Raw genomic sequence first — 14,009 nt, forward strand, 5'->3', positions numbered from 1 at the left:
TCAAAAGCCGTTCAGTTTACGATCACGTGCCCACTCAGCTGGTGTATAGGCTTTGATCGACACAGCATGGATACGGTTATCCGCAATGTACTCCATCAACGGGCCATACACAGTTTGTTGCTTCTTGACCCGACTCATGCCGTCAAACAACTCACCCACGGCAATAACCTGAAAATGGCTACCATCGCCGGAAACGTGGACTTCCTGGAGGGAGAGTGCGTTCATCAGCACGCTCTGAATTTCATTATTTTCCATGGGATCTTCATTCGTCAGTTAGTAAAACAGCCCAACATCTTAGAGCAAAGTTGCGCCGTCATAAATAAGCAAAAAGCCCCGTTTGATAAACAATCGGGGCTAGTGGAAGTAACGTACTGAAATAGTTAATACGGAAGGACATCCGCAGGCAAATTGTAGAGTTTTGCCAGAGTGTAAACTTTTTCGTTTACGCCCCGTAGCGTCACGCTATTTCCTTGCCGTTTCGCAATATCAATAAGATGGATTAGCAAAGCCAGCCCGCCGGTATCGACGCGCGCGATTTTGCTTAAGTCGATGCAGGTAACCCCCTGCATCACTTCATTTCGCTCTTCCCACAATGGGTTAAGTACGTCCTGATCCAACTCGCCAGCTAATGCCAGGGTGTCACCCATCCGCATCCAGCTCAGTGACTCACTCATTATTTTTTCTCTTCCAGCGTGATCTTCTGCTGAGAAAGTGATTTCAGTTGTGCTGTCAGGCCATCAACGCCTTTGGTACGCAGCAGGGAGCTCCACTCATTTTGCTTAGTGGTGATCATGCTGACACCTTCGGCGATCATGTCATAAGCCTGCCAGTTACCCGTTTGAGAATTTTTACGCCACTGGAAATCAAGGCGCACTGGCGGACGACCGTTAGGATCAATAATGGTCACACGGATCGGCACTATTGTTTTATCGCCCAATGGCTGTTCCGGGGCAATTTGATAGGTCTGACCGTGGTACATAGCCAACGCCTGACCATAAGCCTGCTTCAGATATTCACGAAATGCCGCAAAGAATGCATCGCGTTGCGCAGGGGTCGCACTTTTATAGTACTGCCCCAGCACCAGAGCACCTGCGTATTTGATCTGCACATAAGGTAGAAGTTCCTGATCTACCACTTCACGCAGATAATCGGGGTTTGCACGAATTTTAGGCTGCTCATTCTTAAGACGGTCAAAGGTTTTTTGCGCCGCCTCATCCATTAATTTATATGGATTTGTTTGATCCGCTGCGGTTGCCGCAGACAGCGGAGCAATCACCAGCAGAGCAATCATCATTAAGCGTTTGAACATGTGTCGATTCTCCTGAGATTATTTCGTTGCGCCCGCAGGCTCATTGACTTGATTATTGCCTTCATCTGGCGCTGGCGCATCGCCAGAATTCTTATTCTCTTCGCCCTTGCCGCTATACAGGAACTGACCAATAAGGTCTTCCAGTACCATCGCAGACTTGGTGTCCTGAATGGTGCCACCATCTTTCAGGATAGACGTACCCAACTCTGGATCTTCAAAACCGACGTTTAAAGCCAGATATTGCTCACCAAGTAAGCCGGACGTACGGATACTAAGAGAACTGGTATCTGGTATATGGTTATAGCGCTGTTCAATGTCCAGGGTCACACGCGGCAAATAGGTTTGCGGATCGAGAGTGATATCAGACACGCGCCCCACTACAACACCACCAATACGTACTGGCGAGCGTACTTTCAGGCCACCGATGTTATCGAAAGTCGCATAAAGGGTATAAGTCGGCTCAGTACGTATAGAGGTGACATTGGCTGCTTTCAGGCAGACAAATAGCGCTGCCAGTAACGCCACCAGCAGAAAAAAACCGACCCAAATTTCATTTTTTTTCGTTTGCATGAACTCAATTCCCAAACATCAGTGCAGTCAGCACAAAATCCAGCCCCAGGACTGCCAGAGATGCGTGAACAACAGTACGTGTAGTCGCCCGACTGATCCCGGCAGAAGTCGGAATCGCATCATAGCCATTGAATAACGCGATCCACGTTACAGTGATGGCAAAAACAACGCTTTTAATCAGGCAGTTAACTAAATCCAGACGCCAGTCAACGGCGTTTTGCATCGCCGACCAGAAGAAACCTGCATCGATCCCCTTCCAGCTGACGCCAACCAGTGAACCGCCCCAGATCCCCACGGCGACAAAAATAATGGTCAGCAATGGCAAGGAGATTACTCCAGCCCAAAAACGCGGTGAAATCACCCGCCGGAGCGGATCGACTGCCATCATTTCCATACTGGAAAGCTGTTCAGTGGCACGCATCAAGCCAATTTCAGCGGTAAGTGCCGAACCGGCACGACCAGCAAAAAGCAGTGCTGCAACAACAGGCCCCAGCTCGCGAAGCAGAGACAGCGCCACCAACATGCCGAGGCTGGTTTCGGCACTGTAAGTGGTGAGGACAAGGTAGCCCTGCAGCCCCAGCACCATACCGATGAAGACGCCTGAAACAATAATGATCAGCATCGAAAGCACGCCGACATTATAAATTTGCCGTATCAGTAGCGGAGTATGTTTACGAAACTCCGGCTTACCGACAATCGCATTGAATAACATTAACCCGGCGCGTCCAAACGTTCTGAGGGTTGTTATCCCCTTACGCCCGAACGCAGCCAGTGCATTTAACAGCATGAGCGGTTCAACTCCCTGTCACTGGTAGTAAATCAGAATGATAATCGCCCGCAGGATAACGGAACGGAACAGGACCGTCAGCAATACCATCCAGGAACTGACGCACGCGTGGATCTGGATTTTCCTGTAATGCTTTTGCGCTACCGTGAGCAACGATCTTTTTATCTGCCATGATCCAGGCATGATCAGCAATGCTCAGTACTTCTGGCACATCATGCGAAACCACGATACAGGTGACACCCAGGGCGCTATTGAGTTCAGAAATTAACTTCACCAACACACCCATGGTGATCGGATCCTGACCAACAAAGGGTTCATCAAACATGATAAGATCCGGCTCCAACGCAATGGCCCGCGCCAATGCCGCTCGGCGGGCCATTCCCCCTGAAAGCTCAGAAGGCATCAGTTTAGCAGCACCACGCAATCCAACTGCTTCCAGTTTCATCATTACGGTGCTTTTTAATAACGGCGCAGGTAGCGTTGTATGTTCACGCAACGGGTAAGCCACGTTATCAAAGACGTTCATGTCCGTGAAAAGCGCTCCCGACTGAAATAACATACTCATGCGCTTACGCACGGTATACAGCCGTGAACGGGACATTGCCGGAACATTTTCGCCATCAAATAAGATCTCGCCCTGGTCAGGCGCTATTTGCCCACCAATAAGACGTAACAGCGTTGTTTTACCAATTCCCGACGGTCCCATAATCGCCGTGATTTTTCCGCGCGGCACCGTCAGGGAAATGTTATCGAAGATGCATCTATCGCCACGAGTGAAGCTGACGTCGCGCAAATCGACTAAATTCGCCACAGACTGACCCATTGATTCATCCTTTAGTATTGCCTCGTTAATTACAGCATGGTGCTGGTTTTAACCATGACCTGATATATTTACAGATTATTACCCGCCCTGGTTAGCGAAAGCTGGCATTTGTTTTACTTTTTAGCCGCATAAAGTCAAAATTAAGAATTCGTCACGGCTTCCAACACTCCTTCCAGTGGAGCGGCGAGTATACCTGAAGAAAGGATTTTTGATGCTTTTAGCTACGGCGCTGTTAATTATTGGTTTACTTCTGGTGGTTTACGGTGCCGACCGTTTAGTGTTTGCTGCCTCAATAATCTGCAGAACATTGGGTGTTCCCCCGCTGATTATTGGTATGACTGTTGTCAGCATCGGTACTTCATTGCCGGAAATTATCGTCTCTCTCGCGGCATCGCTGCATGGTCAACTGGATTTAGCTGTTGGTACTGCTTTGGGTTCAAATATTACCAACATCTTACTCATTTTAGGTCTTGCTGCGCTCATTCGCCCCTTTACCGTCCATTCTGATGTTCTGCGGCGCGAGCTACCATTAATGTTACTCATAGCGGTCGTAGCCGGTTCCGTACTCTATGACGGACAACTAAAACGCAGCGATGGTATCTTTCTTTTACTTCTGGCCGTGCTATGGCTGCTGTTCATTGTTAAAATCGCGCGTCTGGCTGAACGTCAGGGCAACGACAGTCTCACCAGAGAGCAACTGGCTGAATTACCGCGTGAAGGTGGCTTACCGGTCGCATTTTTATGGCTGGGGATTGCGCTGATTATTATGCCTGTCGCCACCAGAATGGTGGTTGATAATGCCACTGTGCTGGCAAACTATTTTGCTATTAGTGAAATGACCATCGGATTAACGGTGATCGCGATTGGTACCAGCCTGCCTGAGCTGGCAACAGCGATCGCAGGTGTGCGCAAAGGTGAAAATGATATTGCCGTAGGAAATATCATCGGCGCAAACATATTTAATATCGTCATCGTACTGGCTCTGCCAGCAGTGATAACCCCCGGCGAAATTCATCCACTGGCCTGGGTTCGTGACTATAGCGTAATGCTGGTAGTCAGCATTATATTCGCGTTACTTTGCTGGCGGCGTCCGCAGCAAATTGGTCGCAGTGTCGGTGTGCTGTTGACCGGTGGTTTTGTTTTGTGGCTGGCGATGCTGCACTGGCTTTCGCCCCTTCTCGTTGAATGACTGGAAACGCATTATGTCGCATTTAGAGTTACAACCGGGTTTTGACTTTCAGAAAGCAGGCAAAGAAGTCCTGGCGATTGAACGTGAAGGCCTGGCCGATCTTGATCAGTACATTGACCAGAATTTTACCCTTGCCTGTGAAAAACTGTTCTGGTGTACAGGTAAGGTGATCGTAATGGGGATGGGTAAATCCGGGCATATTGGACGGAAAATGGCGGCCACCTTTGCCAGTACTGGAACACCATCATTTTTTGTTCATCCTGGTGAAGCAGCGCATGGTGATTTGGGGATGGTCACTTCCCAGGACGTGGTGATTGCCATCTCCAATTCTGGCGAATCCAGTGAAATTGCCGCATTGATTCCGGTACTTAAGCGCCTGCACGTTCCCCTGATATGCATAACCGGGCGACCCGATAGCAGCATGGCGCGTGCAGCAGATGTCCATCTCTGTGTTAAAGTACCGAAAGAAGCCTGCCCGCTGGGGCTGGCCCCAACCAGTAGCACAACAGCAACGTTAGTGATGGGTGACGCCCTCGCAGTGGCACTCCTGAAAGCACGCGGCTTTACTGCTGAAGATTTTGCGCTTTCCCATCCGGGCGGTGCGTTAGGACGTAAACTCCTGTTACGTGTGAGCGACATTATGCATACGGGGGATGAGATCCCGCATGTCACTAAAAATGCCAGCCTGCGCGATGCTCTCCTGGAGATTACCCGAAAAAATCTCGGTATGACGGTGATTTGCGATGACAACATGAAGATTGACGGTATTTTCACCGATGGTGATTTGCGCCGCGTCTTCGATATGGGTGTCGATGTGCGCCAGTTAGGCATTGCCGATGTTATGACGCCAGGGGGCATTCGTGTGCGCCCGGGCATTCTTGCCGTTGAAGCACTGAATCTAATGCAGTCTCGCCATATCACTTCCGTACTGGTTGCTGATGGCGACCATTTACTCGGTGTGTTACATATGCATGATCTGCTGCGAGCAGGCGTAGTTTAGAAATCAAGGATAACCAAATGAGTACAGCAGGTACGTCGCTTGCGACCTGTTACGGCCCCGTAAGTACTGAGGTCATGGCAAAAGCAGAGAAAATCCAGTTGCTGATTCTGGATGTTGATGGCGTATTGTCGGATGGCCTGATTTATATGGGCAATAACGGCGAAGAGCTGAAGGCCTTCAACGTGCGGGATGGCTATGGCATTCGTTGTGCGCTCACTTCAGGAATCGAAGTCGCCATTATTACCGGACGAAAGGCTAAACTTGTAGAGGATCGGTGTGCCACGTTGAAGATCAACCACCTGTATCAGGGGCAGTCCGATAAGTTAATTGCGTTTGCTGATCTTCTGGCAAAACTGGCGATTGCACCAGAGAACGTCGCTTACATTGGTGACGATCTGATCGACTGGCCGGTTATGGAAAAAGTGGGCTTCAGCGTCGCTGTCGCCGATGCACACCCGTTATTGTTACCACGCGCAGACTACGTGACCAGAATTGCAGGCGGACGCGGTGCCGTTCGTGAAGTCTGCGATCTGTTATTACTCGCACAGGGCAAGCTTGATGAGGCCAAAGGGCAATCGATATGAGTAAAGCCAGACGTTGGGTTATCATTCTGCTGTCGTTGGCCGTACTGGTGATGATTGGTATCAACCTGGCCGATAATGAAGATACTGCTCAGGTGGTGGTGAATAACAATGATCCCACATACAAAAGTGAGCATACGGACACATTAGTCTATAGCCCGGAAGGCGCTCTAAGCTATCGGTTGATCGCGCAACATGTTGAATACTATTCCGATCAAGCTGTTTCGTGGTTTACTCAGCCAGTTTTAACTACCTTTGATAAGGAAAAGGTTCCCACCTGGTCCATCAAAGCAGATAAAGCTAAGCTGACCAATGACCGGATGCTGTATTTATACGGTCATGTTGAAGTCAACGCGCTGGTGCCTGACGCTCAACTACGCAGAATTACTACGGATAACGCCCAGATCAACTTGATCACGCAGGATGTAACTTCTGAAGATCTCGTCACGTTATACGGTACGACATTTAACTCCAGCGGCCTGAAAATGCGCGGCAACTTACGCAGCAAGAACGCCGAGCTGATTGAAAAGGTTAGAACCTCATATGAAATTCAAAATAAACAAACACAGCCTTAATCTTGCGCTTGCCAGCGCACTTCTGGCCGCCAGTATTCCGGCCCTCGCCGTAACTGGTGACACTGAACAGCCGATTCATATTGAATCTGATCAGCAGTCTCTGGATATGCAGGGAAACGTCGTGACCTTCACCGGTAATGTCGTCGTGACCCAGGGCACCATTAAGATCAATGCCGATAAAGTGGTCGTCACCCGTCCGGGTGGTGAACAAGGTAAGGAAGTGATCGACGGTTACGGTAACCCGGCCACCTTCTATCAAATGCAGGATAACGGTAAACCGGTCGAAGGTCATGCCTCCAAGATGCACTACGAACTGGCGAAAGATTTCGTCGTGCTCACTGGTAATGCTTATCTACAACAAGTCGATAGCAACATTAAAGGCGACAAGATCACTTACCTGGTGAAAGAACAGAAAATGCAGGCCTTCAGCGATAAAGGCAAACGCGTAACCACCGTTCTGGTGCCATCGCAATTGCAGGATAAAAACAATAAAGGCCAGGCCCCGGCGCAGAAAAAGGGTAATTAATTCGTTATGGCAACATTAACTGCAAAAAACCTGGCAAAAGCGTACAAAGGTCGCCGCGTCGTAGAAGACGTCAGCCTGACCGTAAACTCTGGTGAAATTGTCGGTTTGCTCGGCCCAAACGGTGCCGGTAAGACCACGACTTTCTATATGGTTGTCGGTATTGTGCCGCGCGATGCGGGTAATATTATTATTGACGACGAAGATATTAGTCTGCTGCCGCTCCATGCGCGCGCGCGTCGTGGCATTGGCTATTTACCGCAGGAAGCCTCTATTTTCCGTCGTCTTAGCGTTTACGATAACCTAATGGCTGTACTGCAAATTCGTGATGATCTGACCAATGAGCAACGTGAAGATCGCGCCAACGAATTGATGGAAGAGTTCCATATAGAACATCTGCGCGACAGCATGGGGCAGTCACTCTCCGGGGGCGAGCGCCGCCGCGTGGAGATTGCCCGTGCACTGGCTGCCAATCCCAAATTCATTCTGCTTGACGAACCTTTTGCCGGTGTTGACCCGATCTCTGTTATCGATATCAAACGCATTATTGAACACTTGCGAGATAGTGGTCTGGGTGTGCTTATTACCGACCACAACGTGCGTGAAACGCTGGCTGTATGTGAACGCGCATATATCGTCAGTCAGGGGCATTTGATCGCCCACGGCACACCAACAGAAATCTTACACGACGAGCACGTTAAGCGTGTATACCTTGGGGAAGACTTCAGACTCTGATAGGGTAGAGAATTGCGACGTTTTAGCAGGAGAGTACGATTCTGAACATGAAGCAAGGTTTGCAACTCAGGCTTAGCCAACAACTGGCGATGACGCCTCAGTTACAACAGGCGATTCGTCTGTTGCAATTGTCGACGCTGGAACTCCAGCAAGAACTTCAGCAGGCGCTGGAAAGTAACCCCCTGCTCGAGCAAACCGACCTTCACGAAGAAGTTGATACTCAGCAGCCCCAGGATAGCGAAGCACTGGACACCGCTGACGCACTCGAACAAAAAGAGATGCCAGAGGAGCTGCCACTCGACGCCAGTTGGGATGAAATCTATACCGCAGGTACGCCATCGGGCACCAGTGGTGATTACATCGATGACGAACTCCCGGTCTATCAGGGTGAGACAACCCAGACATTGCAAGATTACCTGATGTGGCAGGTTGAGCTGACGCCCTTTTCCGATACCGATCGAGCTATTGCGACTTCAATCGTTGATGCTGTTGATGAAACCGGCTATCTCACTGTCTCGCTGGAAGATATTCTCGAAAGCATGGGTGATGAAGAGATCGACATCGAAGAGATCGAAGCCGTTCTCAAACGAATCCAACGTTTTGATCCTGTCGGTGTCGCAGCAAAAGATCTGCGTGACTGTTTGCTGATCCAACTTTCCCAGTTTGACAAATCAACCCCCTGGCTGGATGAAGCCCGATTAATCATCAGCGATCACCTGGATCTACTGGCAAATCATGACTTTCGCAGCTTGATGCGTGTTACGCGGCTGAAAGAAGATGTGCTGAAAGAAGCGGTTAATTTGATCCAGTCTCTGGATCCCCGTCCCGGTCAGTCGATCCAGACGGGAGAGCCAGAATATGTGATCCCGGATGTGCTGGTGCGTAAACATAACGGTCACTGGACAGTGGAGCTCAACAGCGACAGTATTCCTCGTCTGCAAATTAACCAACAATATGCAGCAATGTGTAATGGTGCACGTAATGACGCCGACAGCCAATTTATTCGCAGCAACTTACAGGATGCGAAATGGCTTATAAAGAGTCTGGAAAGCCGTAACGACACATTACTGCGCGTCAGCCGCTGCATCGTAGAACAACAGCAAGCCTTCTTTGAGCAAGGCGAAGAATTTATGAAACCGATGGTGCTGGCAGATATCGCCGAGGCCGTCGAAATGCACGAATCGACGATTTCCCGTGTGACCACGCAGAAATATCTGCACAGTCCACGAGGCATTTTTGAACTGAAGTATTTCTTTTCCAGCCATGTTAATACCGAAGGCGGAGGCGAAGCCTCATCAACGGCGATTCGGGCGCTGGTGAAGAAACTGATAGCGGCAGAAAATCCCGCGAAACCTCTGAGTGACAGCAAGTTAGCAACTATGCTTTCTGAACAGGGTATCATGGTGGCGCGCCGCACCGTTGCGAAGTACCGAGAGTCTTTATCCATTCCGCCGTCAAATCAGCGTAAACAACTGGTTTGACTCAACCGATAAGGAAGACACTATGCAGCTAAACATCACTGGAAATAACGTCGAAATTACCGATGCTCTGCGCGACTTTGTCACCACCAAATTCGCAAAACTGGAACAATATTTTGACCGGATCAATCAGGTTTATATTGTGCTGAAGGTGGAGAAAGTTACCCATACCTCGGATGCGACACTGCATGTAAACGGTGGAGAAATTCATGCCAGTGCGGAAGGTCAGGATATGTACGCCGCCATTGATGGCTTAATTGATAAACTGGCAAGACAACTGACTAAGCATAAAGATAAACTGAAACAACACTAATCGTCCGGGCAGTTAACGGGTGCAGGAGGGCCTGTTGTGTAACGCAACGGGCCGTTTGTACAGTTAGCGCTCCGAACCTGATCCCAGATAACTTAACGGGCAGGTTCTTAGGTGAAATTATGATAAATAACGATACGACCCTACAACTCAGTAGTGTACTTAACCAGGAATGTACGCGCAGTGGTGTTCACTGCCAAAGTAAAAAACGTGCGCTGGAGATCATCAGTGAACTGGCGGCAAAACAATTAAGCCTGCCACCACAAGTGGTCTTTGAAGCCATACTGACACGAGAAAAAATGGGGAGTACCGGGATCGGCAATGGTATCGCCATCCCTCATGGCAAGCTGGAAGAAGATACGCTTCGTGCCGTTGGAGTGTTTGTGCAACTGGAAACACCTATTGCTTTCGATGCTATCGATAACCAGCCTGTTGATCTGCTTTTTGCCTTGCTGGTACCCGCAGATCAAACCAAAACGCATTTACACACCCTGTCGCTGGTGGCAAAACGCCTGGCCGATAAAACTATTTGTCGCCGTCTGCGCGCCGCCCAAAGTGACGAGGAGTTGTACAAAATCATTACTGATACCGAAGGGGATCAGAATGAGGCGTAGCACCACCGGGGGCTCCCCTTTTGATGTAGTGAGGAGAAACAGTACATGGTACTGATGATCGTCAGCGGTCGCTCAGGGTCTGGTAAATCCGTTGCCCTGCGGGCGTTGGAAGATATGGGTTTTTATTGCGTGGATAACCTCCCCGTAGTCCTGCTGCCCGATCTTGCTCGCACCCTGGCTGAGCGAGAGATATCTGCCGCCGTCAGCATTGATGTGCGCAATATGCCGGAATCGCCGGAGATTTTTGAACAGGCGATGACAAACCTGCCGGAAGCTTTTTCTCCGCAACTGCTGTTTCTTGATGCCGACCGCAACACGCTTATTCGCCGTTATAGCGACACGCGCCGTTTGCACCCGCTCTCCAGTAAAAATCTGTCACTGGAAAGCGCGATCGACAAAGAAAGTGATCTACTGGAGCCGCTGCGCTCTCGGGCAGATCTTATTGTCGATACCTCCGAAATGTCTGTTCATGAACTGGCAGAAATGCTGCGTACCCGCCTGCTGGGTAAACGTGAGCGTGAACTGACGATGGTCTTTGAGTCCTTCGGCTTCAAGCACGGTATTCCTATCGATGCAGATTATGTGTTTGATGTGCGCTTCCTGCCTAACCCGCACTGGGATCCGAAACTGCGACCGATGACGGGCCTCGACAAGCCTGTCGCCGCGTTTCTCGACAGGCACACAGAAGTACACAATTTTATCTACCAGACACGTAGCTACCTTGAGTTATGGTTACCCATGCTGGAAACCAACAACCGTAGCTATCTGACGGTCGCCATTGGTTGTACCGGCGGGAAACACCGTTCGGTGTATATTGCAGAGCAACTGGCAGACTACTTCCGCTCGCGCGGTAAAAACGTACAGTCACGCCACCGCACGCTGGAAAAACGCAAAACATGACCGTCAAACAAACTGTTGAAGTGACTAATAAGCTGGGTATGCACGCCCGGCCCGCCATGAAACTGTTTGAGCTAATGCAGGGCTTTGATGCAGAAGTTCTGCTGCGTAATGATGAGGGCACGGAAGCCGAAGCTAACAGCGTGATTGCCTTATTGATGCTGGACTCTGCGAAAGGTCGTCAAATCGAAATTGAAGCAACCGGGCCGCAGGAAGTTGAAGCACTGGCAGCAGTTATCGCTCTCTTCGAGTCAGGTTTCGACGAAGACTAGTTATTTTACTCACCATTTCTCCCCCATCTCAAAAGCGCCACCCGGCGTTTTTCTATCTCCCCTTATTACTTGTACATTTAGTGCGCTTTTACCACTCATACAAACATTAAGAAAACATTAAGTATTCTTGTTTAACTAATATTTAGTTTGAGTCGCCATACTGAATGTTTGTCAGAAAATATTTCCAGGAGATCAGATGATATATCTGTCAAAACAGAATCCCCTGGGCACCGGAAGACATAGAAAGTGTTATGCGCATCCGGAAGATGCCCAGCGCTGTATCAAAATCGTTTATCACACCGGTAGCGGTGGGGATAAAGAGATTCGTCGCGAATTAAAGTACTACGCGCATCTTTCCCGTTATCTGCAAGACTGGAGCGGTATCCCACGCTTTCACGGCACAGTAGAGACGGACTGTGGAACTGGCTATATATATGATGTTATTGCGGATTTTGACGGAAAACCTTCTGTCACTTTGACGGAGTTCGCCGCACAATGCCATTACGAAGAAGACGTCGTCGTGCTACGTCAGTTACTGAAAAAGCTGAAGAAATATCTGCACGATAACTATATCGTCACCATGACCCTGAAACCACAGAACATTCTCTGCCATCGTATCAGCGAGTCTGAAGTCGTGCCGGTCGTATGCGACAATATTGGTGAAGGCACACTGATCCCGTTGGCAACCTGGTCAAAATGGTTCTGTCGTCGTAAGCAGGAAAGGTTATGGCAACGCTTTATTAAACAGCCAGTACTGGCCGTAGCTTTAAAAAGCGACAAGCCATCTAAAGAGAGAAACAAATTGTCTCTCTCTTCTCGAGAGGCTTAATAAAGGTGGTGCTGAGTCATAAATGATTCACCACCCAGTTGCCGCATCTGACGCAAAATCCACGCCTGACGGCTACGTACATAGCCCGACGGCGCAGATACCTTGAAGCGCAATGGATTAGGCAATACTGCCGCAAGCAGTGCCGCTTCTGATGCAGTGAGCTTGCTGGCCGGTTTGTGAAAATAACGCTGCGCCGCAGCTTCCACGCCAAACACCCCATCCCCAAACTCAGCAATATTCAGATAAACGGTCAGAATGCGCTTTTTACTCCAGACCGTTTCTATTCCCAGCGTCAGCCCAGCTTCGAGACCTTTACGCAACCAACTGCGTCCATCCCACAAGAAGAGATTTTTTGCCGTTTGTTGCGTTAACGTCGAAGCACCGCGAATTCGTGCCGGGTGACGTTCATTTTGCGCCAGAGCTTTTTCGATAGAAGCGATATCAAATCCCCAGTGATCTGGGAAAGTTTGATCTTCAGCAGCAATAACTGCCAGCCCCAACCACGGCGAAATCTCATCCATGCTCACCCAGTCGGAATGAGCCACATACGAAAAATCACCGTGAAACCAGGCGCTAACTTGCCGCTCCGCCATCACTGCCGAATAAGGCACGGGAACAATACTGAACAATGCAATACCACCGCCCCAAAACAACGCCAGTATCATCAGCGCACGCCACAGAAAACGGCGCAAAAAAGAGGGCAAGAAACGCCTTACACTCATTCAGCCAGAACCAGCACGCGCGATACCAGTTTATCAATGCCCAGTGCAGCCTGGGCGATATCCTTCGCCAACATGTAAGCCGGAGTGGTAATGATCTTGTTATCTTCATCAACCACAATATCGTCAACCGGGCATGGCACATGTTCAGCACCCATTGTTTCGAGCACTTCAGCGGTGTCGATATCTGTACCAATAGTGAGGCGTACCGGGAAAGCAAAAATTTTCGCCAACATTGCCGGCGCAATACACATAAAGCCCAACGGTTTACCCGCCTTATGCATCGCCTGGCACAGTGCAACCAGATCACGGTCAACGCTACACTGGCTGCCTAATGTGGCAAAATTGCTCAGATTTTTTGCTGCCCCAAAGCCGCCGGGAACGATTAGCGCATCAAGCTCCTCAGCAGAAGCTTGCGAAAGTGGGCGAATATCACCACGTGCAATACGTGCAGCTTCAATCAGCACATTGCGCGTTTCTGCCATTGGTTCACCCGTCAAATGATTAATCACATCGGCCTGAGTTTTATCTGGCGCAAAGCAAACTGCCTGAGCACCGCTACGGGCAATTGCTAAAAGAGACAAAACAGCTTCATGAATCTCTGCGCCATCATAAACGCCGCAGCCGCTGAGAATTACGCCAATTTTTTTCATTGCACTTTCCTTTTGTCACTGGCTAAAACATATTAATTAATCTAATTAAAATGCTACGCATCACACATTTAACTGATTCATGTAACAAATGATTTAAGATTTGCTATCTTAACTGCGTGCGGCCTGAAAAACAGTGCTGCGCCTT

20 protein-coding genes are annotated in these 14,009 nt (G+C 49.4%); 12 read left to right on the forward strand and 8 right to left on the reverse strand.

All coding sequences use genetic code 11. The features are described from left to right. The 6 genes from ibaG to mlaF form a co-directional block, all read right to left on the reverse strand. A complete protein-coding gene (ibaG, locus tag EFER_RS15955; protein WP_000429656.1) occupies positions 1-255 on the reverse strand; it encodes a BolA family iron metabolism protein IbaG in 255 nt (84 codons plus the stop codon). Positions 256-380: 125 nt separating this feature from the next. Beyond that, positions 381-674 (reverse strand): lipid asymmetry maintenance protein MlaB, encoded by a 294-nt coding sequence (gene mlaB, locus EFER_RS15960; RefSeq protein ID WP_000004489.1) that lies wholly within the window; start codon positions 672-674, stop codon positions 381-383. Continuing rightward, a complete protein-coding gene (mlaC, locus tag EFER_RS15965) occupies positions 674-1,309 on the reverse strand; it encodes a phospholipid-binding protein MlaC (RefSeq protein ID WP_000476466.1) in 636 nt (211 codons plus the stop codon). Before mlaC ends, mlaB begins: the two co-directional genes overlap by 1 nt. An 18-nt stretch (positions 1,310-1,327) precedes the next feature. Further along, the gene (mlaD, locus tag EFER_RS15970; RefSeq protein WP_002431329.1) at positions 1,328-1,879 is read right to left on the reverse strand and encodes an outer membrane lipid asymmetry maintenance protein MlaD; all 552 of its coding nucleotides are present in this window, start codon (positions 1,877-1,879) and stop codon (positions 1,328-1,330) included. A 4-nt stretch (positions 1,880-1,883) separates the two neighbouring features. Further along, complete coding sequence (gene mlaE / locus EFER_RS15975; RefSeq protein WP_000925782.1) at positions 1,884-2,666, reverse strand: lipid asymmetry maintenance ABC transporter permease subunit MlaE; 783 nt, start codon at positions 2,664-2,666, stop codon at positions 1,884-1,886. Positions 2,667-2,673: 7 nt separating this feature from the next. Then, the gene (gene mlaF, locus EFER_RS15980; RefSeq protein WP_000531680.1) at positions 2,674-3,489 is read right to left on the reverse strand and encodes a phospholipid ABC transporter ATP-binding protein MlaF; all 816 of its coding nucleotides are present in this window, start codon (positions 3,487-3,489) and stop codon (positions 2,674-2,676) included. Between the two features lie 211 nt (positions 3,490-3,700). Between mlaF and EFER_RS15985 the strand changes: the two genes are divergently transcribed. From EFER_RS15985 to yrbL, 12 genes are all read left to right on the forward strand, one after another. Beyond that, entirely contained in the window at positions 3,701-4,678 is a 978-nt protein-coding gene (locus tag EFER_RS15985; RefSeq protein WP_000922852.1) for a calcium/sodium antiporter, read from the forward strand. A 13-nt stretch (positions 4,679-4,691) separates the two neighbouring features. Next, positions 4,692-5,678 carry an arabinose-5-phosphate isomerase KdsD gene (kdsD, locus tag EFER_RS15990; protein ID WP_002431328.1) on the forward strand — a complete coding sequence of 329 codons (987 nt, stop codon included), beginning with the start codon at positions 4,692-4,694 and terminating at the stop codon, positions 5,676-5,678. A 17-nt stretch (positions 5,679-5,695) separates the two neighbouring features. Next, positions 5,696-6,262, forward strand: coding sequence for a 3-deoxy-manno-octulosonate-8-phosphatase KdsC (gene kdsC / locus EFER_RS15995; RefSeq protein WP_000100750.1), 567 nt, complete (start codon positions 5,696-5,698; stop codon positions 6,260-6,262). Further along, the gene (lptC, locus tag EFER_RS16000; RefSeq protein WP_000030526.1) at positions 6,259-6,834 is read left to right on the forward strand and encodes an LPS export ABC transporter periplasmic protein LptC; all 576 of its coding nucleotides are present in this window, start codon (positions 6,259-6,261) and stop codon (positions 6,832-6,834) included. Before kdsC ends, lptC begins: the two co-directional genes overlap by 4 nt. Next, entirely contained in the window at positions 6,803-7,360 is a 558-nt protein-coding gene (gene lptA / locus EFER_RS16005) for a lipopolysaccharide ABC transporter substrate-binding protein LptA (protein ID WP_000669370.1), read from the forward strand. Before lptC ends, lptA begins: the two co-directional genes overlap by 32 nt. Positions 7,361-7,366: 6 nt before the next feature. Beyond that, positions 7,367-8,092, forward strand: a complete 726-nt coding sequence (gene lptB, locus EFER_RS16010; protein ID WP_000224106.1) for an LPS export ABC transporter ATP-binding protein — start codon at positions 7,367-7,369, stop codon at positions 8,090-8,092. A 47-nt stretch (positions 8,093-8,139) separates the two neighbouring features. Continuing rightward, positions 8,140-9,573 carry an RNA polymerase factor sigma-54 gene (rpoN, locus tag EFER_RS16015; RefSeq protein WP_000809063.1) on the forward strand — a complete coding sequence of 478 codons (1,434 nt, stop codon included), beginning with the start codon at positions 8,140-8,142 and terminating at the stop codon, positions 9,571-9,573. A gap of 22 nt (positions 9,574-9,595) precedes the next feature. Then, the gene (gene hpf, locus EFER_RS16020) at positions 9,596-9,883 is read left to right on the forward strand and encodes a ribosome hibernation promoting factor (RefSeq protein ID WP_001176594.1); all 288 of its coding nucleotides are present in this window, start codon (positions 9,596-9,598) and stop codon (positions 9,881-9,883) included. Positions 9,884-10,002: 119 nt separating this feature from the next. Then, positions 10,003-10,494, forward strand: a complete 492-nt coding sequence (gene ptsN, locus EFER_RS16025; RefSeq protein WP_000609334.1) for a PTS IIA-like nitrogen regulatory protein PtsN — start codon at positions 10,003-10,005, stop codon at positions 10,492-10,494. 45 nt (positions 10,495-10,539) lie between these two features. Next, entirely contained in the window at positions 10,540-11,394 is an 855-nt protein-coding gene (gene rapZ / locus EFER_RS16030) for an RNase adapter RapZ (protein WP_000243750.1), read from the forward strand. Beyond that, positions 11,391-11,663, forward strand: a complete 273-nt coding sequence (gene npr, locus EFER_RS16035; RefSeq protein WP_000216796.1) for a PTS phosphocarrier protein NPr — start codon at positions 11,391-11,393, stop codon at positions 11,661-11,663. Before rapZ ends, npr begins: the two co-directional genes overlap by 4 nt. Positions 11,664-11,859: 196 nt before the next feature. Further along, positions 11,860-12,492, forward strand: a complete 633-nt coding sequence (yrbL, locus tag EFER_RS16040) for a PhoP regulatory network protein YrbL (protein ID WP_000639845.1) — start codon at positions 11,860-11,862, stop codon at positions 12,490-12,492. On the opposite strand, the gene mtgA is transcribed toward yrbL, so the two are convergent. Further along, positions 12,489-13,214 carry a monofunctional biosynthetic peptidoglycan transglycosylase gene (mtgA, locus tag EFER_RS16045; protein ID WP_000116335.1) on the reverse strand — a complete coding sequence of 242 codons (726 nt, stop codon included), beginning with the start codon at positions 13,212-13,214 and terminating at the stop codon, positions 12,489-12,491. The genes yrbL and mtgA overlap by 4 nt on opposite strands. Then, on the reverse strand, positions 13,211-13,864 hold the full coding sequence (gene elbB / locus EFER_RS16050; RefSeq protein WP_000719786.1) for an isoprenoid biosynthesis glyoxalase ElbB: 654 nt from the start codon (positions 13,862-13,864) through the stop codon (positions 13,211-13,213). The genes mtgA and elbB overlap by 4 nt, the downstream gene beginning before the upstream one ends. Positions 13,865-14,009 lie beyond the last annotated feature (145 nt).

The organism is Escherichia fergusonii ATCC 35469 (assembly GCF_000026225.1).
In the GTDB taxonomy this organism is placed as follows: domain Bacteria; phylum Pseudomonadota; class Gammaproteobacteria; order Enterobacterales; family Enterobacteriaceae; genus Escherichia; species Escherichia fergusonii.

What these genes read in the sequence shown, in the direction of transcription:
- ptsN (WP_000609334.1), top strand. Translation starts at nt 10,003, where the DNA reads ATGATAAATAACGATACGACCCTACAACTCAGTAGTGTACTTAACCAG.
- mlaC (WP_000476466.1), bottom strand. Translation starts at nt 1,309, where the DNA reads ATGTTCAAACGCTTAATGATGATTGCTCTGCTGGTGATTGCTCCGCTG.
- rapZ (WP_000243750.1), top strand. Translation starts at nt 10,540, where the DNA reads ATGGTACTGATGATCGTCAGCGGTCGCTCAGGGTCTGGTAAATCCGTT.
- rpoN (WP_000809063.1), top strand. Translation starts at nt 8,140, where the DNA reads ATGAAGCAAGGTTTGCAACTCAGGCTTAGCCAACAACTGGCGATGACG.
- yrbL (WP_000639845.1), top strand. Translation starts at nt 11,860, where the DNA reads ATGATATATCTGTCAAAACAGAATCCCCTGGGCACCGGAAGACATAGA.
- mtgA (WP_000116335.1), bottom strand. Translation starts at nt 13,214, where the DNA reads ATGAGTGTAAGGCGTTTCTTGCCCTCTTTTTTGCGCCGTTTTCTGTGG.
- mlaF (WP_000531680.1), bottom strand. Translation starts at nt 3,489, where the DNA reads ATGGGTCAGTCTGTGGCGAATTTAGTCGATTTGCGCGACGTCAGCTTC.
- lptC (WP_000030526.1), top strand. Translation starts at nt 6,259, where the DNA reads ATGAGTAAAGCCAGACGTTGGGTTATCATTCTGCTGTCGTTGGCCGTA.
- mlaE (WP_000925782.1), bottom strand. Translation starts at nt 2,666, where the DNA reads ATGCTGTTAAATGCACTGGCTGCGTTCGGGCGTAAGGGGATAACAACC.
- lptB (WP_000224106.1), top strand. Translation starts at nt 7,367, where the DNA reads ATGGCAACATTAACTGCAAAAAACCTGGCAAAAGCGTACAAAGGTCGC.
- npr (WP_000216796.1), top strand. Translation starts at nt 11,391, where the DNA reads ATGACCGTCAAACAAACTGTTGAAGTGACTAATAAGCTGGGTATGCAC.
- EFER_RS15985 (WP_000922852.1), top strand. Translation starts at nt 3,701, where the DNA reads ATGCTTTTAGCTACGGCGCTGTTAATTATTGGTTTACTTCTGGTGGTT.
- hpf (WP_001176594.1), top strand. Translation starts at nt 9,596, where the DNA reads ATGCAGCTAAACATCACTGGAAATAACGTCGAAATTACCGATGCTCTG.
- lptA (WP_000669370.1), top strand. Translation starts at nt 6,803, where the DNA reads ATGAAATTCAAAATAAACAAACACAGCCTTAATCTTGCGCTTGCCAGC.
- kdsC (WP_000100750.1), top strand. Translation starts at nt 5,696, where the DNA reads ATGAGTACAGCAGGTACGTCGCTTGCGACCTGTTACGGCCCCGTAAGT.
- elbB (WP_000719786.1), bottom strand. Translation starts at nt 13,864, where the DNA reads ATGAAAAAAATTGGCGTAATTCTCAGCGGCTGCGGCGTTTATGATGGC.
- ibaG (WP_000429656.1), bottom strand. Translation starts at nt 255, where the DNA reads ATGGAAAATAATGAAATTCAGAGCGTGCTGATGAACGCACTCTCCCTC.
- kdsD (WP_002431328.1), top strand. Translation starts at nt 4,692, where the DNA reads ATGTCGCATTTAGAGTTACAACCGGGTTTTGACTTTCAGAAAGCAGGC.
- mlaD (WP_002431329.1), bottom strand. Translation starts at nt 1,879, where the DNA reads ATGCAAACGAAAAAAAATGAAATTTGGGTCGGTTTTTTTCTGCTGGTG.
- mlaB (WP_000004489.1), bottom strand. Translation starts at nt 674, where the DNA reads ATGAGTGAGTCACTGAGCTGGATGCGGATGGGTGACACCCTGGCATTA.